The 22,681-nt window shown below is 71.5% G+C and carries 24 protein-coding genes; 14 read left to right on the forward strand and 10 right to left on the reverse strand.

Annotated features, from left to right (window positions below; genetic code table 11):
• Nucleotides 1–36: 36 nt before the first annotated feature.
• Both ABZ780_RS00420 and ABZ780_RS00425 read left to right on the forward strand, forming a co-directional pair.
• A complete protein-coding gene (locus ABZ780_RS00420; protein WP_357012537.1) occupies nt 37–615 on the forward strand; it encodes a WHG domain-containing protein in 579 nt (192 codons plus the stop codon).
• Nucleotides 616–701: 86 nt separating this feature from the next.
• Nucleotides 702–1,409, forward strand: a complete 708-nt coding sequence (locus ABZ780_RS00425) for an HAD family hydrolase (RefSeq protein ID WP_357482671.1) — start codon at nt 702–704, stop codon at nt 1,407–1,409.
• Between the two features lie 426 nt (nt 1,410–1,835).
• Here the strand turns inward: ABZ780_RS00425 and ABZ780_RS00430 are convergent, their stop codons facing one another.
• The 5 genes from ABZ780_RS00430 to ABZ780_RS00450 form a co-directional block, all read right to left on the reverse strand.
• On the reverse strand, nt 1,836–2,114 hold the full coding sequence (locus ABZ780_RS00430; RefSeq protein WP_357012540.1) for a hypothetical protein: 279 nt from the start codon (nt 2,112–2,114) through the stop codon (nt 1,836–1,838).
• A 47-nt stretch (nt 2,115–2,161) separates the two neighbouring features.
• On the reverse strand, nt 2,162–2,593 hold the full coding sequence (locus ABZ780_RS00435) for a hypothetical protein (protein ID WP_357012541.1): 432 nt from the start codon (nt 2,591–2,593) through the stop codon (nt 2,162–2,164).
• Nucleotides 2,594–2,778: 185 nt separating this feature from the next.
• The gene (locus tag ABZ780_RS00440) at nt 2,779–3,483 is read right to left on the reverse strand and encodes a VOC family protein (RefSeq protein ID WP_357482674.1); all 705 of its coding nucleotides are present in this window, start codon (nt 3,481–3,483) and stop codon (nt 2,779–2,781) included.
• Nucleotides 3,484–3,520: 37 nt separating this feature from the next.
• Nucleotides 3,521–3,703, reverse strand: a complete 183-nt coding sequence (locus ABZ780_RS00445; RefSeq protein ID WP_357484036.1) for a DUF397 domain-containing protein — start codon at nt 3,701–3,703, stop codon at nt 3,521–3,523.
• Complete coding sequence (locus tag ABZ780_RS00450) at nt 3,700–4,497, reverse strand: helix-turn-helix transcriptional regulator (protein ID WP_357482677.1); 798 nt, start codon at nt 4,495–4,497, stop codon at nt 3,700–3,702. The genes ABZ780_RS00445 and ABZ780_RS00450 overlap by 4 nt, the downstream gene beginning before the upstream one ends.
• A gap of 253 nt (nt 4,498–4,750) precedes the next feature.
• Here ABZ780_RS00450 and ABZ780_RS00455 point away from each other — a divergent pair, with 253 nt between their 5' ends.
• Nucleotides 4,751–5,041: a flavin reductase gene (locus ABZ780_RS00455; protein WP_357482680.1), complete on the forward strand. Its 291-nt coding sequence runs from the start codon at nt 4,751–4,753 to the stop codon at nt 5,039–5,041.
• A gap of 37 nt (nt 5,042–5,078) precedes the next feature.
• Here ABZ780_RS00455 and ABZ780_RS00460 read toward each other — a convergent pair whose 3' ends face one another.
• A complete protein-coding gene (locus tag ABZ780_RS00460; RefSeq protein ID WP_357482683.1) occupies nt 5,079–5,477 on the reverse strand; it encodes a hypothetical protein in 399 nt (132 codons plus the stop codon).
• Entirely contained in the window at nt 5,474–5,797 is a 324-nt protein-coding gene (locus ABZ780_RS00465) for a hypothetical protein (protein WP_357012549.1), read from the reverse strand. The genes ABZ780_RS00460 and ABZ780_RS00465 overlap by 4 nt, the downstream gene beginning before the upstream one ends.
• A gap of 223 nt (nt 5,798–6,020) precedes the next feature.
• Between ABZ780_RS00465 and ABZ780_RS00470 the strand changes: the two genes are divergently transcribed.
• From ABZ780_RS00470 to ugpC, 4 genes are read left to right on the forward strand one after another with little or no spacing between them, the layout of a single operon-like run.
• Nucleotides 6,021–7,307, forward strand: a complete 1,287-nt coding sequence (locus tag ABZ780_RS00470; RefSeq protein WP_357012550.1) for an ABC transporter substrate-binding protein — start codon at nt 6,021–6,023, stop codon at nt 7,305–7,307.
• The gene (locus ABZ780_RS00475; RefSeq protein WP_357012551.1) at nt 7,304–8,278 is read left to right on the forward strand and encodes a sugar ABC transporter permease; all 975 of its coding nucleotides are present in this window, start codon (nt 7,304–7,306) and stop codon (nt 8,276–8,278) included. The genes ABZ780_RS00470 and ABZ780_RS00475 overlap by 4 nt, the downstream gene beginning before the upstream one ends.
• A 1-nt stretch (nt 8,279) precedes the next feature.
• Nucleotides 8,280–9,122, forward strand: a complete 843-nt coding sequence (locus tag ABZ780_RS00480) for a carbohydrate ABC transporter permease (protein ID WP_357482687.1) — start codon at nt 8,280–8,282, stop codon at nt 9,120–9,122.
• Nucleotides 9,123–9,132: 10 nt separating this feature from the next.
• The gene (gene ugpC / locus ABZ780_RS00485; protein ID WP_357012553.1) at nt 9,133–10,341 is read left to right on the forward strand and encodes a sn-glycerol-3-phosphate ABC transporter ATP-binding protein UgpC; all 1,209 of its coding nucleotides are present in this window, start codon (nt 9,133–9,135) and stop codon (nt 10,339–10,341) included.
• A 74-nt stretch (nt 10,342–10,415) separates the two neighbouring features.
• Here ugpC and ABZ780_RS00490 read toward each other — a convergent pair whose 3' ends face one another.
• Nucleotides 10,416–11,516 carry a winged helix DNA-binding domain-containing protein gene (locus tag ABZ780_RS00490; RefSeq protein ID WP_357482689.1) on the reverse strand — a complete coding sequence of 367 codons (1,101 nt, stop codon included), beginning with the start codon at nt 11,514–11,516 and terminating at the stop codon, nt 10,416–10,418.
• 160 nt (nt 11,517–11,676) lie between these two features.
• On the opposite strand from ABZ780_RS00490, the gene ABZ780_RS00495 reads away from it, so the two are divergent.
• The 4 genes from ABZ780_RS00495 to wrbA all read left to right on the forward strand — a co-directional run bounded on the left by ABZ780_RS00495 (nt 11,677) and on the right by wrbA (nt 13,959).
• A complete protein-coding gene (locus ABZ780_RS00495; RefSeq protein WP_357482692.1) occupies nt 11,677–12,075 on the forward strand; it encodes a DUF4190 domain-containing protein in 399 nt (132 codons plus the stop codon).
• Nucleotides 12,076–12,120: 45 nt separating this feature from the next.
• Nucleotides 12,121–12,879 (forward strand): HipA family kinase, encoded by a 759-nt coding sequence (locus tag ABZ780_RS00500; protein ID WP_357482695.1) that lies wholly within the window; start codon nt 12,121–12,123, stop codon nt 12,877–12,879.
• Nucleotides 12,876–13,244: a DUF3037 domain-containing protein gene (locus tag ABZ780_RS00505; RefSeq protein ID WP_357482697.1), complete on the forward strand. Its 369-nt coding sequence runs from the start codon at nt 12,876–12,878 to the stop codon at nt 13,242–13,244. The genes ABZ780_RS00500 and ABZ780_RS00505 overlap by 4 nt, the downstream gene beginning before the upstream one ends.
• A gap of 97 nt (nt 13,245–13,341) precedes the next feature.
• Nucleotides 13,342–13,959 carry an NAD(P)H:quinone oxidoreductase gene (gene wrbA / locus ABZ780_RS00510; protein WP_357012559.1) on the forward strand — a complete coding sequence of 206 codons (618 nt, stop codon included), beginning with the start codon at nt 13,342–13,344 and terminating at the stop codon, nt 13,957–13,959.
• Nucleotides 13,960–14,054: 95 nt separating this feature from the next.
• Here the strand turns inward: wrbA and ABZ780_RS00515 are convergent, their stop codons facing one another.
• Nucleotides 14,055–15,971, reverse strand: a complete 1,917-nt coding sequence (locus ABZ780_RS00515; RefSeq protein WP_357482700.1) for an anthranilate synthase family protein — start codon at nt 15,969–15,971, stop codon at nt 14,055–14,057.
• Nucleotides 15,972–16,232: 261 nt separating this feature from the next.
• On the opposite strand from ABZ780_RS00515, the gene ABZ780_RS00520 reads away from it, so the two are divergent.
• From ABZ780_RS00520 to ABZ780_RS00530, 3 genes are all read left to right on the forward strand, one after another.
• The gene (locus ABZ780_RS00520; protein WP_357482703.1) at nt 16,233–17,645 is read left to right on the forward strand and encodes an FGGY family carbohydrate kinase; all 1,413 of its coding nucleotides are present in this window, start codon (nt 16,233–16,235) and stop codon (nt 17,643–17,645) included.
• 99 nt (nt 17,646–17,744) lie between these two features.
• A complete protein-coding gene (locus ABZ780_RS00525; RefSeq protein WP_357012563.1) occupies nt 17,745–20,294 on the forward strand; it encodes a nitrate- and nitrite sensing domain-containing protein in 2,550 nt (849 codons plus the stop codon).
• 5 nt (nt 20,295–20,299) lie between these two features.
• Entirely contained in the window at nt 20,300–20,713 is a 414-nt protein-coding gene (locus tag ABZ780_RS00530) for a roadblock/LC7 domain-containing protein (protein ID WP_357012597.1), read from the forward strand.
• 77 nt (nt 20,714–20,790) lie between these two features.
• Here the strand turns inward: ABZ780_RS00530 and ABZ780_RS00535 are convergent, their stop codons facing one another.
• Nucleotides 20,791–22,131 (reverse strand): GH1 family beta-glucosidase, encoded by a 1,341-nt coding sequence (locus ABZ780_RS00535; RefSeq protein ID WP_357012564.1) that lies wholly within the window; start codon nt 22,129–22,131, stop codon nt 20,791–20,793.
• Nucleotides 22,132–22,681 lie beyond the last annotated feature (550 nt).

Here is a 22,681-nt window from a genome sequence, read left to right on the forward strand (position 1 = left end):
CACCACGCACCGTCTCGTCGACTTACGCTCGTGGGCGTGTCCGCACCCACCGAAGGCGCCACCGAAGAGGCCCGGCGTGACCTGATCGTCGGGCTCGCGCGGGAGTTGGCCGAGGCCGAGGGCTGGGCGGAGATGAGCACCCGGAGGCTCGCCGAGCGGGCAGCGATCGACCTCGGGGAGGTCTACCGGCACTTCGCGGATCTGGAGGCGCTGCTCGCCGCCGTCGCCGCATGCGCCCTCGTCGACCTGGCCGCCGATCTGGCGGAGGCGCACGCGGAAGCCACCGGCAGTCCCGAGGGGGCCTGGCCGGCCGTCGCGACCGCGTACCTCGACTTCGCGTACACGAATCCGGAGGTCTATGACGCGATGCTCGCGATGACCCCCGACCTCGCCCTCGGCGTGGATGGTGTGCCGGCCGCGCCCCGGGCGGTCTTCGCCGAGCTGCGGGCGGCCCTCGCCCCGCTGGCCGAGGGGCGGGACCCGGACACCCTCGCCGAGGTGGGCTGGAGTCTGCTGCACGGCGTGGTGATGCTCACCCGGGGTGGCCGCCTGCGACCCGAAGGGCAGGAGGAGCGGGAGGTGATGATCGCGGAGAGGCTGCTGCGGTGGCCGTGACGGCGGGCGGAAAGTCGCTGGGTCCGCTGGTCATGACGCCCTAGAGTTCCGGATCGTCAACGGAGTCCATCACGGGAGGTGGCGGCATGACGGACGCGATGGCTCGACGGCAGGCGCAGGTGCTGGTCTTCGACGCGGACGACACCCTCTGGGAGAACAACGTCGTCTTCGAGCGGGTGATCGACGACTTCCTCGGGTGGCTCGACCACCCCACCCTGGACCGGGCGGAGATCCGGGCGATCCTCGACGACATCGAGCGGGCCAACGCGGTCGCGCACGGGTACGGCAGCAAGGTCTTCCTGCGCAGCCTGGGGGACTGCCTGGCACGGCTGCGCGAACGGCCGGCCACCGACGCCGAGCGCCAGGACATCGACCGGCTGGCCCTGGCGCTGGTGGAGCACCGGGTGGAGCTGATGCCCGGTGTGGCCGAGGCGCTCGACGAGCTGGCCGGCCGGCACGAGCTGCTTCTGTTGACCAAGGGCGAGCGGGAGGAACAGCAGCGCAAGCTGGACGCGTGCGGGCTGCTGCACCACTTCCGGGCCGCGCACATCGTCGCCGAGAAGAAGGTCGACACGTACCGGTGGCTGATCCGGGAGCACGGCTTCGACCCGGCCGGCGCGTGGATGATCGGCAATTCCCCGAAGTCGGACATCCTGCCGGCCCGGGCGGCCGGACTGAACGCCGTGTTCATTCCGAACGAGAACACCTGGGTGCTGGAGGACGACGAACTGGACCCGACCGATCCCGGCGTACTGCGGCTGGCGGAGTTCCGCGACCTGCTACGGCACTTCTGACGGATCCGCCGGCTGCGCGACCAGGTCGGCCCCGGAGCCCGAACAGCGCCAGCGATCATGGGTGCGTTACGCCGACGTGCCGCTTTTCCCCCTTGAGATCAGTCACGCCACCCGTGGCCCGGCATCGCTTGGCCGGCCGTCGCGGCCCGCCTAGCCTGGGCCGGCGCTCACGGTCCTTTGGGGTGTGCCGGGGGCGTACCGGCGGCCGGCGGGTGAGCACCGTGGAGCTGAGTGCGCAGCGGTCGGCTCTCTCCGTCGAGCCGCGAGGCGTCGTGCCACGTCCGCGACGGGTGCCGGAGCTGTCCGCTTCCTGCCGGTCCGCCGGGGTCAGGGCCGGGTAGTTGCGGACCCGGCCCTGACCACGCCCCGCTCGGCCCGACGTTCGGCGACACCGTCCGTACGCGCTGACGGGCATCGGCGCCGGGCTCAGGAGGTCGCGCCGCCGCGAACGATCGCCACGGCCACCCGGCAGAACTCGTTCATGTCCGGGTTGAAGCCGGCCGCGATGTCGGGATGCAGCCCGGAGCGGGTCTCGTCCAGGAGCCGCTGGCAGACCTGCTCGACCGGTTCGCCGGCGTAGCCGGCGCGGACCCGGTCGGTGGCCGCCTGGAGCGCCGAGGTCAGCTGGTCCTCCAGCGGCCCGCGCAACTTCTGCTGCACGCTGTCGAGCCCGCGTGGGTCGAGCGTGACATGTGGCTCCGACATCGGTGCTCCCTTCGTCGGCGTCCGCGATACCCCACCGCGGCCGTCGGTCAAACGCCGGTTGGTACGGCGGTGACCCGCACCTGGTACGAGAATTCTTCCGCCGGCTCCTCCTGGTACGACAAACGGCGGATCTGCCGGTCGTCGTCGTAGAGCGCGACGTCCACCAGGACGCCCAGGTGCGCCAGGCCGATGTTCGACACGCGCTTCTTGTCCTGCAACACGGCGCAGACGCCGCCGAGCAGGGTGCTGGCATCGGCCGTACGGTGCCCGGGAGGGCAACGAAGGACCAGGTCCACCTCGATCGGCCCGGGCAACGGCGTCCAGCCGGTGCGCTGGGCCGCTTGCAGGGCGGCCTGGAGCAGGGTGCGGACCCTCGTCGCCTGCCGATGCCCGGCGGCGAAGATGGACAACGCTTCGGTCTTGACCGGTGGCAGGCCGCTCACCTCGAATGTCAGGGCGAGAGCGCGGGTGTCCTGCACGACGGCACCTCCTCGTTGGGACGATCCTGCCGAACCGGTGCGGCGGCGGTGGGATGTTCCCGCGATAACCAACCGATCGGGCAGGCTGGGGTCGGCCGAGGCGTGTCGACGGCGGCGGCGAACGCGCCGGCTGCGGCGCTAGGGAAAACGCTAGTCGACGCTGCCCGCGCTGGGTAGTCGGCCGCTCACCCGATGGGCCGTGGCGCGAAGGCGCAGAACTCGTTGCCCTCCGGGTCGGCCAGCACCCACCACCAGTGCGCCTCGTCCAGCGGCTCGTGCAGCAGCGTCGCCCCGGCCGCGATCAGCGCCATCGGTTCCGGCTCGACCAACTCGACGTCCCAGTGCATCCGGTTCTTGACTGTCTTGGGCTCGGGCACCCCGTCGAACACCCATCGCTCCCAGGGGAACCCGGCCGCGCCGACCACCGAGGCGCTGCCCGAGCCGTGCTCGACGGTGCCGCCGAGCACGCCGGCCCACCAGGTCGCCTGGGCGGCCGGGTCGGTCGAGGCCACGACCAGTGCGAACGGACCCGGTCGAGTGTCCTCGTGGGCTCCGAACGCGCAGAACGCGTTGCCCTCCGGGTCGTCCAGGACCCACCAGGCTGCGTCGCCGGCCGGTTCGCGGACCAGCCGGGCGCCGGCCGCGAGCAGCGCCGCCGGATCCGCATCAGGCAACCGCAGATCCAGGTGTACGCGGGTCTTGCCGGCCCGCGGTTCGGGCACCTCGTTCACCCAGATCGACTCGGCGTCGGAGCGGGCGGACCGGGGGTCGACCCGGGTGTCGTCGCCGCCAGCGTCGGCCAGCTCCCCGTCGAGCACCCGCGCCCAGAAGGTGCCCAGCGAGCGCGGGGCAGAGGCGTCCAGGCAGAGGTCCTTGAAGCGCGCGATCATGATCCCAGCATGCCTGGTCGGGGTGGATCTGTGGGGGTCAGTGCCGCTTGGCGTAACCGACGAACGCCCTCCAGGCCGCCGGATCGACGTGCAGGGTGCCGCCGTCCCGGTCCTTCGTGTCCCGTACCAGCACCACGTTCGGCAGGTTGTCGGCGACCTCGACGCAGGCTCCGCCGTTGCCGCCGGACCTGGTCGACTTCCGCCACTGCGGGGTCATCATGTCCATGACTTCGCCACTTCCCTGATCAGCTCGATTGACTGCCGGCGGGGGAGCGCCTCGTTCCGCACGATCTCCCACGTCTTCGCCAGCTTAGCGATGTCGCCCGACGTATCGACGATCTGCGCGGTCAGTTGGTTGTCGGCATAGGCCACGCGCTCGCCATCCGGCATTTCGGCGATGATGAACTGGCCGCCCATCCCCAGGTACATGCCAGCATCCGCAGGCACGATGTGCACCTGAATATGCTCCGCTGCCGCCAGTTGGGCCAGGTGCTCACACTGCTCGACCATCAGCCCCGGCTGATCGAGCACCGGCCGACGGAGCACCGCCTCGTCCAGGACGGCGATGAGCTGCGGCGGGCGCGGGCGGTGCAGGATCGACTGCCGCTCCAGCCGAGAGGCGACGATGCGGTCGACATCCTCGGCATCGAACCGCCCGCCGGCCAGCGTGGCGCGAGCGTACCGCTCGGTCTGTAGGAGGCCCGGCACGTACGACAGCTCGAACCAGCGCAGTGTGGTGGCCTCGCGTTCGAACTCGATCCACTCGCGCAGCCAGGCCGGCTCGGCGTCGAGTTGGGCCAACCTCTCCAGCATGCGCAGGAAGCGCCCGCCGGTCTCGTGCTGGGCGTCGACCGCCCGCATGTACTCCTTCGTGGGTGGTCGTCCGCCGGTCTCCACCGAGCTGACGTGCGAACCCGAATAGCCGATGCCTCTGCCGAAGTCATCCTGGCTGAGCCCGGACCCCGCCCGGAGCAGACGCAGCTCCTCCAGCACGTAGTCGGTGACGGTCCCCATCAATTCCCCAAACTCCGCTCACTGTGGATCGGCGTGTCCGCCAGGGCTGCTCACCTGGGCCGTTGAGCTGCACGGATGCCCTGAGCACGTATCGACGGTAGTCGTGTCACCCCAGACTGTCACCAGTGGCGGGTCCGCTGGTGGCCGGAATTGGCGGCGGCGGGCCTGCCCGGGGTCGCTCCCGTTCCCCCGTGCGGGAGCGGCCCCGCCCCCCACCACCCGAGGAGGTCGATGTGCGGAGCACTGTCACGTGGTGGAGCGACCACCAGCACGCGATGCGGTGGCGGTGATGGTGGTCCGGCCGCCCGTCCCGCACGTCGCCATGCGCCCGCTCTGGCGGTGCCGCAGTTGCGGAAAGGAGTGGCCCTGTCAGCCGGCCAAGCTCGCACTGTTGACCGAGTACCGGGGCAGCCGGACGGCGCTGCTGATCTACCTCGGCACCCTGATGCATGAGGCGACGAACCAGCTCACCCAGCTCCACCCGGACCACCCGCCGGCCCGGATGACCGAGCGCTTCCTCTCCTGGGCGCGGGCCCGGGGCTGACTCCGCTCGTACCCCTCCTCGTGCGGCACACCGGAGTTCATCCGGGGAAGTGGATCAGCGGCACCCCTTCGGAGTACCCGGGCCCCTCGCCGGTGAGCACCGCGGCGTCGTGGGTCAGACCCGCCACGGCGGCAGCGGCCAGGTCGAAGCGGTGGGTCCTGCGCTGCCGAAAGGTCAGCTCCGGCAGGTCCTGCGCCCGCTCCGGCAGCAGTGCGCAGGCGGGCAGGGCCAGTAGTTGGTGCAGCAGGGCCAGGTCCTTGCCGGTCGCCATGTTCAGCGCTTCGGCGGCTGCCACCACCGGCACACCGAACCGCACCCCGTCCTCAATCACCTCGTGGACGGGCTCGCCCACGTGCACCGTCCGGAGGACCGCGTATCCCAGCAGAGCTGACCGGTCCAGGATCAGCCGGACTGGAGGCTTCGTCTCCGAGGTCATCCGGCGTCAGCGCGGGGAGCAGTGTCATCGCCGTTTATCTCGGCCTCCATGGCGGCGCGGATCTTGGCGCGTTCGGCTTCGAACCGCTCCGGGGGCCACTCGGCTTCCACACCCAGGCGGCGGGCCCGAGCCTCGGCGACACCCTGCTCAGTGACGTGAATGCCGGCCGCGAGCAACAACTCCTTGTGCTGCTCCACCCGCCTGCGGCGGCGCACCGACTCGGTGACGTAAGCGCTGGCCATGCGGTGGCCCTGGCTCTCCAGGATCTGACTCACATCCGGGGGGACGGAGATCGTGAAGCGACGCTGCGGCTCTGTCATACGCGCAGCTTACGCCTGTCATACTGCGGCGCCCTCACTCATCCGGCCGGGTCGGTGCAACGGCAGCGCGCAGGCAGGTTTCGTGACTTCGCGGGTGGGGCAGTGTAGCCGCACAGAGCATCCGAGTCGGGGCGTTTCCGCAGCTCCAGGGCTCGGAAGTCTCGCCGTGCACCGGGGCGCGGATGCCCCTCCCCGGTCTTTCGCCGAAGAGAGGGGGAGGGCGATGACGGACCCCGAAACGGCCCGGCGGCGGCGTCGGCCGATTGTTCGGCTCGGAGCGGCGGCAGCCGCGCTGGCGCTGGTCGCGCCGCTGGCCGCCTGCGGTTCCGGTGACGATGGTGGCCCACCGACGATCAACCTGTACTACTCGCCCGAGCAGAACCTGCAGAAGGTCGTCGACGACTGCAACGCGCAGGCGCAGGGGCGGTACAAGATCGCCTACCGGGTGCTGCCCCGGCAGGCCGATGACCAGCGGGTGCAGATGGTGCGACGGCTGGCCGCCGAGGACAGCGGCATGGACGTGCTCGGGCTGGACGTCACCTGGACCCAGGAGTTCGCCAGCGCCAAGTGGATCCGTGAGTGGACCGGCCAGGACAAGGCCGAGGTCGAGCAGGGCACCCTCGCCGGGCCGCTGGACACCGCCCGCTACGAGGACAAGCTGTACGCCGCGCCGAAGAACACCAACGTCCAGCTGCTCTGGTACCGCAAGGACCTGGTGCCGCAGCCGCCGACGACCTGGGATCAGATGATCGATGCGGCCCAGCAGCTCAAGGACCAGGGCAAGCCCCACCAGGTGCTCACCATGGGCGCCCAGTACGAGGGTCTGGTCGTGCTCTACAACACGATGGCCGAGAGCGCCGGCGGAAAGATCCTCAGCGACGACGGCAAGCAGGCCGTGATGGACGAGGGCACCGTGCGGGCGCTGGAGCAGTTGCGACGCCTCGCCACGTCCGGCGTGACGTCGCCGTCCTTCAGCAACGCCACCGAGGACCCGGTCCGGCTGGAGTTCCAGTCCGGCAACGGCGCCTTCCAGGTCAACTGGCCGTTCGTCTATCCGGCGCTCCAGGAGGCCAACCCGGAGCTGGCCAAGCAGGTCGGCTGGGCGCGGATGCCCGGCATCGACGAGAACACCCCGAGCCGGGTCACCATCGGCGGGTTCAACCTGGCCGTCAGCTCGTACTCCAAGCACCCGGAGTTGTCGTTCGAGGCGGCCCGGTGCCTGCGCAGCCCCGAGCACCAGAAGTTCTCCGCCATCAACGACGGGGTGCCACCGACCATCGAGGCGGTCTTCGACGATCCGGAGATGGTCGAGGCGTACCCGATGAAGGACACCATCCTGGAGGAGCTGAAGGAGCCGGCGACCCGCCCGCTGACCCCGGCCTACCAGAGCATCTCCACCGTGATGTCGGCGATCCTGTCGCCGCCGTCGGCGATCGACCCGCAACAGACGGCCGACGAGCTGCGCGACGCCATCTCCGATGCCCTCGACTCGAAGGGCGTCCTGCCATGAGCCGGCCCGCCAGCACGGAAACTCCCGAGCAGACCGACGGCCAGCGGCCCACCGTGCCCGCTCAGCGCGCCGGCCGCCGTAAGCCGCCACTGAGCGAGAACAAGAAGGCCGAACGCAAGCTCGGTTGGTTGCTCTGCGCGCCCGCCGCGTTTGTCATGGTCGCGGTGACCGCGTACCCGATCATCTATTCGGTCTGGCTGTCGTTGCAGCGCTTCGACCTGCGCTTCCCCGACCAGCGCGAGTTCATCGGCCTGGAGAACTACGTCACCGTGCTCACCAACGAGTTCTGGTGGACCGCGTTCGGGGTGACCATGCTGATCACGGTGGTCACCGTGGCCGTCGAGCTGGTGCTCGGCATGGGGTTGGCGATCATCATGCACCGCACCCTGGTCGGCCGTGGCCTGGTGCGGACCTCGGCGCTCATCCCGTACGGGATCGTCACCGTGGTCGCGGCGTTCTCCTGGCGGTACGCCTGGACGCCCGGCACCGGCTACCTGGCCAACCTGTTCAGCGACGGCGCTCCACTGACCGAGCGGGCCAGTTCCCTGGCGATCATCATGCTGGCGGAGATCTGGAAGACCACCCCGTTCATGGCGCTGCTGCTGATGGCCGGGTTGGCGCTGGTGCCGGAGGACCTGCTCAAGGCCGCCTCCACCGACGGCGCGACCGCGTGGCAGCGGTTCACCAAGGTGATGCTGCCGGTGATGAAGCCGGCGATCCTCGTGGCGCTGCTGTTCCGCACCCTGGACGCGTTCCGGGTCTTCGACAACATCTTCGTGTTGACCGCCGGCGGCAATGAGACCTCGTCGGTGTCGATGCTCGCCTACAACAACCTGATCCGGGGTCTGAACCTCGGCATCGGCTCGACGATGTCGGTGCTGATCTTCATCACCGTGGCGATCATCGCGTTCGTCTTCGTGAAGCTGTTCGGCACCGCTGCCCCGGGCAGCGACGACGGGGAGAGGCGCTGACATGGCCACCGGTACCGCAACCACCACCCGGGCGAAGCTGCGTTGGGGCCTGCTCGACGTCCTCGTGATCGTCTTCGCGCTGGTCCCGGTGCTGTGGATCGCGTCGCTGTCGTTCAAGACGCCGGCCACCCTGACCGACGGCAAGTTCTTTCCGCGCGAGTGGACGCTGGACAACTACAAGTCGATCTTCGACACCGACCAGTTCGTCCGGGCGCTGGTGAACTCCATCGGCATCGCCCTGATCGCCACGCTGATCGCCGTGGTGCTCGGCGCGATGGCCGCGTACGCGATCAGCCGGCTGGACTTCCCAGGCAAGAAGCTGCTGGTCGGCGTCTCGCTGCTGATCGCCATGTTCCCGCAGGTGTCGCTGGTGTCGCCGCTGTTCGAGATCGAGCGGCAACTCGGCCTCTTCGACACCTGGCCCGGGCTGATCCTGCCGTACATCACGTTCGCGCTGCCGCTGGCGATCTACACGTTGTCGGCGTTCTTCAAGCAGATCCCGTGGGATCTGGAGAAGGCGGCGAAGATGGACGGCGCCACCCAGGCGCAGGCGTTCCGGCGGGTCATCGCCCCGCTGGCCGCGCCCGGCCTGTTCACCACGGCGATCCTGGTCTTCATCTTCTGCTGGAACGACTTCCTGTTCGCGATCACGCTGACCTCCACCGAACGCGCCCGTACGGTGCCGGTCGCCCTGTCGTTCTTCACCGGCGAGTCGCAGTTCGAGGACCCCACCGGGGCGATCTGCGCCGCCGCCGTGGTGATCACCGTTCCGATCATCCTGTTCGTCCTCTTCTTCCAGCGCCGCATCGTGTCCGGTCTGACCTCCGGCGCAGTCAAGGGATAGGTGAGTAGTCATGGCTGACATCGTGCTCGACAAGGTGAGCAAGAGTTTCCCGGACGGGACCGTCGCCGTGCAGGACGTCGACCTGGAGATCGCCGACGGCGAGTTCGTGATCCTGGTCGGACCCTCGGGCTGCGGCAAGTCCACCACCCTCAACATGATCGCGGGCCTGGAGGACATCAGCTCCGGTGAGCTGCGCATCGCCGGCCAGCGGGTCAACGACAAGGCCCCCCGGGACCGGGACATCGCCATGGTGTTCCAGTCGTACGCGCTGTATCCGAACATGACCGTGCGGGAGAACATGGCGTTCCCGCTGCGGCTGGCGAAGCTCGACAAGGAGACGATCAACTCCAAGGTCGACGAGGCGGCCAAGGTGCTGGAGCTGACCCCGCTGCTGGACCGCAAGCCGGCCAACCTCTCCGGCGGGCAGCGGCAGCGGGTGGCGATGGGCCGGGCGATCGTCCGCCAGCCGAAGGCATTCCTGATGGACGAGCCGCTGTCCAACCTCGACGCCAAGCTGCGGGTGCAGATGCGTACGGTGGTGTCCCGGTTGCAGAAGCAGCTCGGCACCACCACCGTCTACGTCACCCACGACCAGACCGAGGCGATGACCCTCGGCGACCGGGTCGTGATCATGCGCGGGGGAGCGGTGCAGCAGGTCGGGCCGCCGCAGGAGCTCTACGACCACCCGCGCAACCTCTTCGTGGCCGGCTTCATCGGCTCGCCGTCGATGAACTTCCTGCACGCCGCCGTTCGGGACGGCGGGCTGCACACCGCACTGGGCGACGTGCCGCTCGGGGACCGGGTACGCCGCGAGCTGGAGGCGGCCGACGCGCCGCGCGAGCTGATCCTCGGCATCCGCCCCGAGCACTTCGAGGACGCCGCACTGGTCGACGACGACACCCGCCGCCGGGGCCTGGAGTTCGAGGCGCCGGTGGACATCGTCGAGTCGATGGGCTCGGACAAGTACGTCTACTTCACCGTCGAGGGTGAGAAGGCCACCGCAGCCGAGCTGGAGGAGTTGGCCGCCGACGCGGGCGCGGCCGACTTCGCCGGTGCCGGCGGCAACCTGGTGACCCGGCTGTCCGCCGAGTCGGCGGTCGCCGAGGGGCAGTCGCACCGGGTCTGGTTCAACCTGGAGAAGATCCACCTGTTCGACCCGTCCAACGGTCGCAACCTCACCCTGCACGAGGGTCGGGCGGCAGGCGCCCTGGCCGAATAGGAGCGTCCATCGTGGTGGGGCCGGCGGGCGAAACCCGCCGGCCCCGTCGTCGACGTGTTCGTGGCGAGCGGCGGTCAGGGCCGCCAGTCGAAGCGGGGAGGCAGCCCGAGGAAGCCCGCGTACCGGCCCAGCGCCTGCTCCACCCGGGCCTGCGCGGCGGCGTCGAGAGCCGTCAGCGGTTGGATCGTGATGGTGACCGCAGCCCGGCCGACCTTGCGCTTCCAGACGCCCGCCACCCGGCCGGCGCGCACCACGGTGGCCTGGAAGACGCCGTTGTTGCCCGGCACCACGGCCGCCTGGTGCGCGGGATCGAGCATCAGGGTGCGGTCCCGGTAGCCGAGCAGGTATTCGTCGAAGCCGGGCAGCACGAGCATGTCGTCGACCGGGCTGAGTGGGGTGTCGACAAGCGCCGCGTCGACGTACATCGGCTCGCCGTCGACGCGTACCGTGCTCAGCCCGTCGGCGGCGGCCAGGCCGCGCCGCGCGTCGGTCAGGGTGAGGCCACTCCAGCCGGCGAACTCGCGGTCGGTGACCGGCCCGTGCCCGCGAACGTAGCGGTGGGCGAGCAGGGCCAGCGCCTCGTCCCGCTCCGGTCGGCGTGGCTCGGGTGCCCACTCGTCGAGCAGGGCGAAGGTCTGCTCGGTGCCGACGTTCGGTGCCACACAGGTCACCCCGCGCACACTCGCGTACCAGAGAAGGTGATATCCCCGCTGGCCGTCGGTCGCCACGCCGGCCGCGCGGAGGGTCGCCAGGCACTGCGCCCGGGTGAGCCGGCCGCCGCCGGCCAACGCGGTGCCGAGGACGTCGACGGCCCGCTCCGTCTCGTCCTCGGTGAGCCCCAGCTGCGCCCGGCGGGTCGCCGCGCCGGCCAGCGAGCGGGTGCCGGTGAGCTCCAGCATCCAGCGGGCGTCGGCGGGTGGGACGAGGTGCACGGTGCCGCGCATCGGCCAGGTGCGCAGGGCCTCGCGGCGCTCCAGGGCTGCCTGCACGTCGACCATGGTGTGGCCCGGTAGTCGGGCACCGAGAGACCACAGGCCGCTGGCCAGGTCCTGTGCCTGCATCGCGCCGAACCACTCGACCACCTCGGCGACGGAGCCGGGTCGGGTGCGCGGGCGCAGCAGCAGGCTGGTCATCCGCAGCGCCAGCGCGTCGGCCGCGCTGAGGTCGGCTGTCATCGCACCCCTCTCGGTCCCCGGGGCGCAGCCTAGGCCCACCCACCGACACCCGCGTGCCACCCACGGCCCGCGCGAAGGTCAGCGACGAGGGCTTAGCGGCCGAAGCAGTGGGAATGCGCCCGCCGGAAGTACGCGCACCGCGCGTACGGAAGGGAGTCCCATGACTGCCGCAAGCGAGCCGGCCCGGGGTGCCGGCGCACCGGCCGGGTCCCGGACACATCGGGCGCCCGCGTCCACCAACGCCAAGACCAGCGCCGCCGCCACCTTCGCCCTGGTCTTCGGGGTGGCTGGCCTGCTCAGCGTGCTGACCGCGATCCTCGCCTGGATCGGGCTGATCCTCGGCATCATCGGCGTCATCCTCGGCATCTTCGGCCTGAAGATGAGCCGGCGGCCCGGGGTGACCGGTCGGGGAGTGGCCATCGGCGGCCTCGTGCTGAGCATCCTGGCGGTGCTGATCGGTCTGGGCCTCGCCGCGGGAATCACCACCTTCGTCAACAACGAGGGCGCGGTGAACCGTCTTCAGCAGCAGGTCGACGACCTGCGCGACAAGCTCGACTGACGGCACCTCGGGTGGCCGAGCGACCGTCACAGTAGGGTGGGCGGCGTGCTCCGCCAGGTCGCCGCGATCCGTTACGTCACCCCGCTGCGCGAGGGTGGCTCGCTGCCGGGCGTGGTGGAGGCCGACGACCTCGGCACGTACGTGGCGAAGTTCCGAGGGGCCGGGCAGGGCCCGAAGGCGCTCGTCGCCGAGGTGATCTGCGGCGAGCTGGCCCGCCGGTTGGAACTGCGGGTCCCGTCACTGGTGGTCCTCGACGTCGACCCGGTGATCGGGCGGGCCGAGCCCGACCAGGAGGTGCAGGAACTGCTGCGCAACAGCGGCGGCGCCAACCTGGGGATGGACTTCCTCCCGGGCGCGTTGGGCTTCGACCCGGTCGCGCACCCCGTGGACCCGCTGCTGGCCTCCCGGGTGCTCTGGTTCGACGCGTACGTGCAGAACGTCGACCGGAGCTGGCGCAACCCGAACCTGCTGATCTGGCACCGGGAGCTGTGGCTGATCGACCATGGTGCCGCGCTGTACTTCCACCACAACTGGCCAACGGCCGAAGCCGCCGTGCACCGGCCCTACCGGGCCGAGGATCACGTGCTGGCGCCGTACGCCGACCGGGTCGCCGAGGCCGACGCCGAGCTGGCGCCCCGGGTGACCCCGGATCTACTCGCCGAGGTGCTGGCGCTGGTGCCCCCGGAGTGGCTGACCGCGGCCGACTTCGACTCGGCCGACGCGGCTCGGGAGGCGTACGTGGCGCACCTGTCGCGCCGGGTCGCCCGGACGGCGGACTGGCTACCGGCGGGGAGCGTCGCGTGAAACACCCCTTCGAGTACGCCGTCATCCGGCTGGTGCCCCGCATCGAGCGCGGCGAGCAGATCAACGTCGGGGTGCTGCTCTACTGCCAGCAGCGCGACTTCCTGGCCGCGCGGACGCACCTGGACGCCGACCGGGTCCGCGCGTTGGCCCCCGACGTCGACCTGCCGGCCGTGGCCGCGGTGCTCGACTCCTGGGACCGGACCTGCTCCGGTGACGGGCCGGCGACCCGGATGCGGCTCGGCGAACGGTTCCACTGGCTTGCCGCACCCCGCAGCACGATGATCCAGACCGGGCCGGTGCACACCGGGCTCACGGCCGACCCAGCGGCCGAGCTGGACCGGCTGATGGCGGCGCTGGTCCGCTGATCAGCGGAACCGGAGGCCCGATGGGCCGGGACCTCGTTTGTCTCGGGAAAGCAGGGGTAGTCGCAGGAGTTGATCCGCGACGAAGGGGACACATCTGATGGCTGCCCAGACGAAGGTAGCGGTGATCTACTACAGCGCCACCGGCATCACGTACCAGATGGCGCAGGCCGCGTGCGAGGCCGCCGGGGAAGCCGGTGCCGAGGTGCGCCTGCGCAAGGTGCGGGAGCTGGCACCGGACGAGGCGATCCGCTCCAACTCCGGCTGGCAGGCGCACCACCTGGAGACCCAGGACGTGCCCGAGGCGATGATCGACGACCTGTCCTGGGCCGACGTGGTGATCATGGGTGCGCCGACCCGGTACGGCATGGTCGCCGCCCAGTTGAAGCAGTTCATCGACACCACCGGACCGCTCTGGGCGCAGGGCGCGCTGGCCAACAAGGTCTACTCCGCCTTCACCTCCACGGCGACCTCGCACGGCGGGCAGGAGACCACGCTGACCTCGCTCTTCAACGTCTTCTACCACTGGGGTGGGGTCGTGGTCGCCCCCGGGTACACCGACTCCAGCCAGTTCATCGCCGGCAACCCGTACGGCGCCTCGCACACCAGCAACAACGGTGAGATCGCCCCGGACGCGGTGGCGCTGGGCGCCTGCGCTCTCACCGCCCGACGAGCGGTGCTGATCGGCGCGGCGTTGAAGCAGGGCATGGCGGGCTGACCCCGGTGGCAACGGCGGGGCCGCGCAGCCGTGGCGGGAGACCGGTGGCGCGGGCGGGGGCTCTCAGCCCGCTCGCACCACCGGCCCCCGCAGCCCTACCCCCGCACCGTGGTGGCTATGCCCGCCGGGGCCGCCGGCAGCAGGTCGGCCAGTAGCTCGGCCAGCACGGCGAGCCCGTCCGGGCTGAGCACCGACTCCGGATGGAACTGCACCCCGGCGAAGCCGCGCCCACGCAGGGCGTGCACGGCGCCGTCGCTGGCCTCCCGGGCCAACTCCACCATCCCGTACGCGGTGTCCAGGTGGTCGACGTCGGCGCGGGCGGTGAACGACGAGTAGAAACCCACCCGGCGGTTCTGGCCGAACAGCGACACCTCCCGCTGCAACCCCTGATAGGGCGCCTGGCGGCGGTGCAGCGGCAGGCCCAGCAGCCCGGCCAGCACCTGGTGCCCCAGGCAGACCGCGAGGGTCGGCCGCCCGCTCGCCAGCAGCCCGGCCAGCAACTCCCGCAACGCCACCATCTTCGGCTCGTCCGGGCTGCCCGGGTCACCCGGCCCCGGCCCGGCCACCACCAGGTCGTAGGTGTCGACCGGCCCCACGGCATGCCACGGCCGCAGCGTGACCGCCAGACCCAACGCGCCCAGTTGGTGGGCCAGCATGCCGGTGAAGGTGTCCTCGGCGTCGACGATCAACGCCCGGCGGCCCGCCAGACCGGGCAGCCCCGGCGCGTCCGGCGCCCGCTGGTCCAGCCAGAACCGGGCCAGCGGCGCGTTGCGCGCGGCGAGCGCGGCGCGTACCGCCGGATCGTCGGCCAGTCGCGCGACGGGCCCGCGGTCGCCGACGGGCGCCGCCGGGCCGAGACCGAGCGCGGCCAGCACCCCGGCCGCCTTGGCGTGCGTCTCGGCCACCTCGCCGGCCGCCGTCGAGTGCCGGACCAGGGTCGCGCCGACCGGCACCCGCAGCCGTCCGGTGGGCGAGATCTCGGCGGTCCGGATCAGGATCGGCGCGTCCAGCGTCTGCTGGCCTGCCTCGTCGTGGCCGAGCAGGGCCAACACCCCCGCGTAGTAGCCCCGGCCGCGACCCTCGTGCCGCGCGATCACCCGGCAGGCGTTCTCCATCGGGCTGCCCGTGACGGTCGGCGCGAACATCGTCTCCCGCAGCACCTCCCGCACGTCGCGGGTGCCCCGCCCGGCCAGCAGGTACTCGGTGTGCGCCAGGTGCGACATCTCCTTGAGGTACGGGCCGATCACCTGGCCGCCGTGCTCGGCGACGGTGGCCATCATCTTCAGTTCCTCGTCGAGCACCATGTACAGCTCCTCGACCTCCTTGGGGTCGGCGAGGAAACGCAGCAGCGCCGCGGTGTCCGGTGCGCCGCCGTCAGGCCGGAAGGTGCCGCTGATCGGGTTCATCATCACGAGCCCGTCGTCGACGCTGACGTGCCGTTCCGGGCTGGCGCCGACCAGGGTCCGGGTGCCGGTGTGCACCACGAACGTCCAGTACGCGCCGCGTTCGGCGACCAGCAGCCGGCGCAGCGCGGCGAGCGCGGCCACAAGCGGCGCACCCTGCACGGTGGCGTGCAGGGTGCGGTGGATGACGAAGTTGGCGCCCTCGCCCCGGCCGATCTCCTCGGCGAGCACCCGTTGCACGATCTGGGCGTACTCGTCGTCGGTGACGTCGAACGCGGCGTCCATGGTGCGGACCGGCTCGTCGGGCAGCGCGGCCAGCGCCTCGGCCAGGGGGATCCGCCGGTGCTCGCGGACCTGGAGGCACTCCAGCGGGGCGCCGTCGTCGACGCAGGCGAAGCCGCGTTCGGCGATCTGCCGGTACGGCACCACGGCAAGCGTCCGCGCACCGGGCGTACCGGGCGGCAGCGGGATGTCCGCCAGCCGGTCGACGGTGCCGACCGGGCCGGTGAACAGCTCCAGCTCGTCGGCGCCCTCGCGGCGCACCAGCGCGAAGGGGCCGGGGTCGGCACCGCTGGTGACGGCGGCGAGCAGGTCGGTCAGGTGGGTCATCAGAATCTCCGTAGGCCGGGCGCCGCCAGCGGGGGCGGCCATCCGGGCCGGGAGTTCCGGCGGCCGCCTCGATGGCGGCCGCGTGATTGAAGCTACGCGCGGGGGGTGGCCGCCAGGTTGGCGGGCCACCAGCAGGTCAGGTGCGCGAGCATGCGACCACCCTACGCGGTCACGGGCGGGCCTGGAACCCGTTAGGCCCTACCGGTGTGCCCGGCCGGACCGCCGTTCCCGCCCGGCCGGCAGCGGGTAACTTGACCGGCGATGAACATTCTCGCGCTCGACCTGGGCACCTCCTCGGTACGCGGGCTGGTGCTGGGCAGCGATGCCCAACCGCTGCCCGGCGCGCTGGCTCGGCGGAAGGTCGCCCTCGCCCTCGGCGACGACGGCACCGGCACGCTGTCCGGGCCCGACTACCTGAGCCTGCTCGTCGAGTGCCTGGACGAGCTGGCCGAGGCGGGGCACCTGCGGGACGTACACCTGGTGGCGATCTCGGCGCAGTGGCACTCGGTGCTTCCGCTGGGCCGCGACGGCAGCCCGCTCGGCCCGGTGGTGACCTGGCTCGACACGCGACCGACGCCGGCCGACGGCGCAGCGGGCCCGACCGACCCGGACGACTTCCACCAGCGCACCGGCTGCTGGTGGCACCGCTCCTACTGGTCGGTGCGCCTGCCCTGGCTGCGGGAGCATTCCGGCACCTCGATCAGCCGGTTCGTCGGCCTGCCCGAGTACGTCCTGGGCGAGCTGCTGGAGGCGGCACCCATGTCGGTCTCCCAGGCCTCCGGCACCGGCCTGCTGGACCTGGGCAGCCTGCGCTGGGACGAGGAGGCGCTGACGCTGGCCGGCGCGCGACCCGGTGAGCTGCCGTCCCTGGTGGAGCTGAGCTGGCACGGCCGACTCCGGCCCGACTGGGCTCGACGCTGGCCGCAACTGACCGAGGCCCGCTGGTCACCGCCGGTCGGCGACGGCGGGGCGTCGAACGTCGGCTCGGGCTGCGTCGACCCGAGCCGGGCCGCGATCACCGTCGGCACCTCCGCCGCCGTACGCCTGATGCAGCGGATCCCGGCCGGCGAGCCCATGCCCCGGCTGCCCGAACGGCTCTGGCGTTACCGGGTTGACCACGACCACGTGGTGACCGGGGCGGCGTACTCCAGCGGCGGCAACCTGTTCGCCTGGGCCGACCGGGAGTTGAGGTTGCCGCGGGGCGACGAGCTGGACGCGGCGCTGGCGCTGGTGCCGCCCGGCGGTGGTCGGCCGACCGATCCGCGCTTCGGCGGCGACCGGGCGCCCGGGCTCGCACCGGCCGGCACGGGCGAGCTGCGTGGGCTGAGCTTCAGCACCACAGCGGTGGACATCCTGGCCGGCCTCATGCAAGGGCTCTGTGAGCTGGTCGCCGACGACCTCGCGGTGTTGGAGTCCACGATCGACAGTCCGGTCGACGTGGTGCTGGGCGGTGGCGCGGTGGCTGCCTCGGTGTGGTGGCGCCAGGCGTTCGCCACCACGCTCGCGCCGCGACCGGTGTCGCACCAACGCAACCCCGAGGTCGGCGCCACCGGTGCGGCTCTGGTGGCGCTGGGCCGCTTCGGTGACGCGGCGGAGCTCGCCGACATCGGCCGGACGGATGAGCTGGTCCTGCCGACGACGACAGGACGGTCGGACCCCCAGTATCCTTCCTGAACTTTCGCCCTGCCCGGACCGTTGACAGCGCTCCCGAGCCTGGTTGGATGGACTGCGCTCCCCGGGTCGCGGTGGACGCGGCACGATGGAGGAGGCAGGGTGGCGGTAGGTCCGGACCCGGCGAAGGGCGACGTGTCGAACCATCGCCGACGCCGCTTCGACGTCCGGGTCATTCCGCATCGACGTCGCTCGCCGTTCCGGCTGCGCGACTGGCGGATGAGCACCAAGCTGGCCACCGTCCTGGTGGTGCCGTCGGTGGCGTTCCTGGTGCTGGCCAGCGTGCAGACCAGCGCCCTCGTCGGACAGACGACCGCGCTCAACGACTTCGCCCGGCAGGTCGGCATCGGCCGGCAGATCACCGCCGTGGTGCACCAGCTCCAGCAGGAGCGCGACCGTTCGGCGGGTGAGCTGAGTGAGCTGCGCCGGGGTGGCGACCGGGAGGCCGCGGCCACCGCCCTGAGGCCGTTGCAGTCGGCCGCCGACCGGGCCGTCGAGGATCTGCGTCGCGCCGCCGAGCCGCTCGCCAACGCCGACGCGTCCTGGCGGGTCGCCTTCTCCGAGGCGCTGGAGGCGTACGAACAGGTGGTCAACATCCGGGTGGCCATCCCGCCGGCGGTGCTGAGCAACGACACCGTCCTGAGCAACTACCACCGGGCCATCGACGCGCTGCTCGATCTGCTCGACGAGCCGACGCCAGGTCAGGAAAACCCGGCGTTGAGCGACGCGGTGCTGCGCTATGTCCAGCTGGCCCGGGTCAAGGAGCTGTCGTCCCGGGTCCGGGCCCAGCTCTACGCCGCTGGCCGCGCCGGCCGGTACGGCACCGAGGACCGGGTGCTGCTCAGCGACCTGCGCGCCCAGCAGCTGACCGCGCTGGGCGCGTTCCGGGTGGCCGCCACCAACGACCAGATCCGCCGGTACGACGAGACCTCGGTGAACCCGATGTTCGTGGTCGCCACCCAGCTGGAGGAGCGCAGCCTGCCGGTCGGTGACGCGGCACCGGAACTGCTGCCGTCGGAGCAGTGGTGGTCGGCCAGCCAGCAACGCCAGGAGTTGCTGCGGCAGCTCGAGGCGGGGGTGCTCGACGACGCCGTACGGCAGGCCGACGACGCCAGCTCCGGCCAGCTGCGGGCCACCCTGCTGGTCGTCGGCGGAATCGTCACGGTGCTGCTGGCCGCCCTGTTGATCTCGCTGCTCGTCGGCCGGTCGGTCGCCCGGTCGATGCGGCTGCTGCGTAGTCAGGCGCTGCGGATCGCGCAGATCGAGCTGCCGGACGCGCTGGACCGGCTGCGGACCGTCACCGGCGGGGTGACCGACATCGAGGTCCCGCCAGCGGTGGTGCGCTCGCTCGACGAGATCGGCGAGCTGGCCGAGGCGTTCGTCGCGGTGCACCGCAGCGCGGTCACCGTCGCCGTCGAGCAGGCGCGGATGCGGCGCAACGTCAACGGGATGTTCGTCAACCTGGCCCGACGCAGCCAGGTGCTGGTGGAACGCCAGCTGGAGCTGCTGGACGATCTGGAGCGCGAGGAGAGCGACCCGGAGCAGTTGGAGAACCTGTTCAAGCTCGACCACCTGGCCGCCCGGATGCGCCGTAACGACGAAAGCCTGCTGGTGCTGGCCGGCACGGACTCCACCCGCCGGTGGAATCGCCCGGTCGGTCTCGGCTCCGTGCTGCTGGCCGCCGCCGCCGAGATCGAGCAGTACCAGCGGGTTCGCCTGGAGCCGGTGGGTGACGTCAACGTGGTCGGGCACGCGGTCGGTGAGCTGGTGCACATGCTGGCTGAGCTGCTGGAGAACGCGACCGCCTTCTCCCGTCCGGACACCGTCGTGATGGTGACCGCCCGGGTCGAGGCGTCGGCCGCGCTGATCGAGATCGTCGACAACGGCCTCGGCATGACCCCGGCGGCTCTGGCCGAGGCGAACGCGGTGCTGGCCAGCCCGCCGGCCGCGAACGTCGCGGCGGTCGAGCGGATGGGCCTGTTCGTGGTCAGCCACCTGGCCGCCCGGCTGGGCGTACGCGTGCAGCTCGACGGCGGTCAGGGCGGCCTGGTCGCCCGGCTGGTGCTGCCCGCCACCCTGCTGGCTCCGGCCGGCGCGGTGGAGTTGGGTCCGCCGATGCCGGCACGGATGCTGGCGGCGAGCACCGCGCGGGGCGTCGGAGCGCAGCGAACGGGCGGGGACTTGCGGCCGGCCGGCCCGCGCGGGCCGGCCGTCGCGCCGTTGGACCTGCCGGTGGCCGGTCGCCCGCCGGCAGCCGCCGTGCCGCGGCAGGCCCGCCCGGTGCCGGTGCGCGCCGAGGACGTGCTGGCCCCTGCGGGCGTCCAAGCCGACGCCTCGGACAGCGGCTGGTGGTCCCGGCAGGGTCCGGTCGGGCCGACGGTCCCCGGGCCGGCCGTGCCGCCCGCCACGCCGGTGACCGCCGGCACGAACGAGCGGGGTCTGCCGATGCGGGTGCCGATGGCACAGCTCTCGGCGGTCACCCGTTCGGCCCAGCCGACGTCGGCGCCGGCGCGCGTCGACCTGGACCCGTCGGCTGTCGGCGGCATGCTTTCCCGGCTCTACAGCGGGGTACGGCGTGCCGAGGCCGAGGACACCACCGAGATACCCGTGTCACCCTCCTGGGGGCACGACGAAGGGGGACGACGACAGTGACAACCTTGAGTCAGGAGGCGCGGGACCTGAGCTGGTTGGTGAGCGCGTTCGCGGAGCGGGTGCCCGGCGTGGCGCACGCGGTGGTGGTCTCCTCCGACGGGTTGCTGGTCGCGATCTCCGATCACCTGCCGCGCGACAACGCGGACAAGCTCGCCGCGGTGACCTCCGGGCTGATGAGCATCACCGCCGGTGCGGCGCAGCTGTTCGACGGCGACATCGTCAAGCAGACGGTGGTCGAGATGGGCCGAGGCTATTTCCTGGTGATGCAGGTGCGCGACGGGTCGATCCTGGCCACGCTGGCCGCCGGGGACGCGGACATCGGCGTGGTGGGCTACGAGATGGCCCGGCTCGCGAAGCAGGCGGGGGAGATGCTCACCCCCGCGCTGCGGGCGGAGTTGCAGCAGGCGCTGCCCCGCTGAGCGGTCCGGGCGTGACCCGGACGGTCACCGGCTCACCGGAGCCGAGCCGTCCGGGCCCGGCCGTCCGGGCGGCCCGCTCAGAAGCCGCCCTCGGCGATGACGGAGCGGTACCAGTGGGCGCTGCGCTTGAGCACGCGCCGCTGGGTCGGGTAGTCCACATAGACCAGACCCCAGCGCTGGTCGTACCCCTCGGCCCACTCGAAGTTGTCCAACAGGGACCAGACGTGGAAGCTCTCCAGCGGGACCCCGTCGGCGAGGGCGCGGTGGGCGGCGGCCAGGTGGTCGCGCAGGAAGGTGATCCGGCCGGCGTCGTCGACGGTGCCGTCGGTGGCCAGGGTGTCCGGGGTCGGCAGGCCGTTCTCGGTGACGGTGAGCGGGATCGGGCCGTAGTCACGGGTGACCCGGGTCAGGATGTCGTACATCCCGTCGGGGTAGATCTGCTGCCATTCGGCCTCGGTGGTCGGCCAGCGCTGCTCGCTGCGCCCGTCGGCGGTGACGTAGATCGGCGTGTAGTACTGCACGGCCAGCAGGTCGACCGGCGAGGAGATCACCGCCAGGTCGCCGTCGCGGATGCCACGGACCATCCGGCTGCGTGAGCCCAGGTCGGCCAGCACGTCCTGCGGGTAGCTGCCCTTGAGCAGGGAGTCGAGGTAGAGGCGGTTCTCGTAGCCGTCGTAGAGCTGGGCGGCGGCGGCCGCCTCGGGGGAGTCGTCGGCGGGGTAGCAGGGGTGCAGGTTGAGCGCGGGGCCGATCCGGCCGGTGCTGGTGGTGGCGCGTAGCGCGCGGACCGCCAGGCCGTGGGCGAGTTGCAGGTGGTGGGCGACCAGGTAGGCGGCGTCCGGGTCCTGCCGGCCGGGCGCGTGGTGGCCGATGAGGTAGCCGTTCTGCACCACGGTTTTGGGCTCGTTGATGGTGAGCCAGACGGGCACCCGGTCGCCGAGGGCGGAGAAGACCGCGTCGGCGTAGTCGGCGAAGCGGTGGGCGGTGTCGCGTGACTCCCAGCCGTCGGCGTCCTGCAACGCCTGCGGCAGGTCCCAGTGGAACAGGGTCGCCATCGGTGCGATGCCGCGCTCGTGCAGGCCGTCGATCAGACGGCGGTAGAAGTCCAGCCCGCGCTGGTTGGGCGCGCCGGTGCCGTCGGGCTGGATGCGCGGCCAGGAGATGGAGAAGCGGTAGCTGCGCAGCCCGAGGTCGCGCATCAGGTCGAGGTCTTCGGCGTACCGGTGATAGTGGTCGGCGGCCACGTCGCCGGTGTCGCCGTTTCGGGTTCGCCCGGGGACGCGGCTGAACGTGTCCCAGACCGATTCGCCTCGGCCGTCCTCCTTGGCGGCGCCCTCGATCTGGAAGGCGGAGGTGGCCGCCCCCCAGCCGAAGTCGCGGGGGAAGCGCAGCGGGCCAGGCCCAGTGGGTATCGACATGGATTCTCCTCGTGGATACGGGGCCACCGCCGAGATTCGGGAGCGCTCCCATGATAGGCCAGGGGAGGCCGGCCCGGGCAGCCGGCCGTCCTGACGGGCGGGTGCTGCCGGGTTGAGGCGGAGGTGAGCCCCGGACAGCGAACGAGGCCGACCGGGCGGCGTGTCGCGCCTGTCCCGTCGGCCTCTTTTCCCATCGTGTACGGGGGTTTAGTGTGGGGACGGGGGAGGGCAACCCCCGTCCCCACCGTAACTGCACACGCACGGGCGGATGTTGGGTCCTGCCGTGCGTGTCGCGCGGGAGCCGGGCCACGCGAGTGGCTCTGGTTCCACCTCCCTTCCCAGTGACGGGATGATGGCTGACGGCGGTGTCCGGGCTGGCCCGCCGTCGGCCTTCGGGTTCCCCGGGCTCGCCACAAGGACAACCCCGGTGATCTTCTAGTTGGAACCTTTGTCGATGGAAGCGCTCCCATCGACCGATGTTGCGACTGTAACGCCCGTCACGCCTTTGTGAAAGACCCAAAACGAGATCGAAACAAGTGGCTGATCCTCC

The sequence above is a fragment of the Micromonospora sp. NPDC047467 genome (genome assembly GCF_040643095.1).
Taxonomy (GTDB): Bacteria; Actinomycetota; Actinomycetes; order Mycobacteriales; family Micromonosporaceae; genus Micromonospora.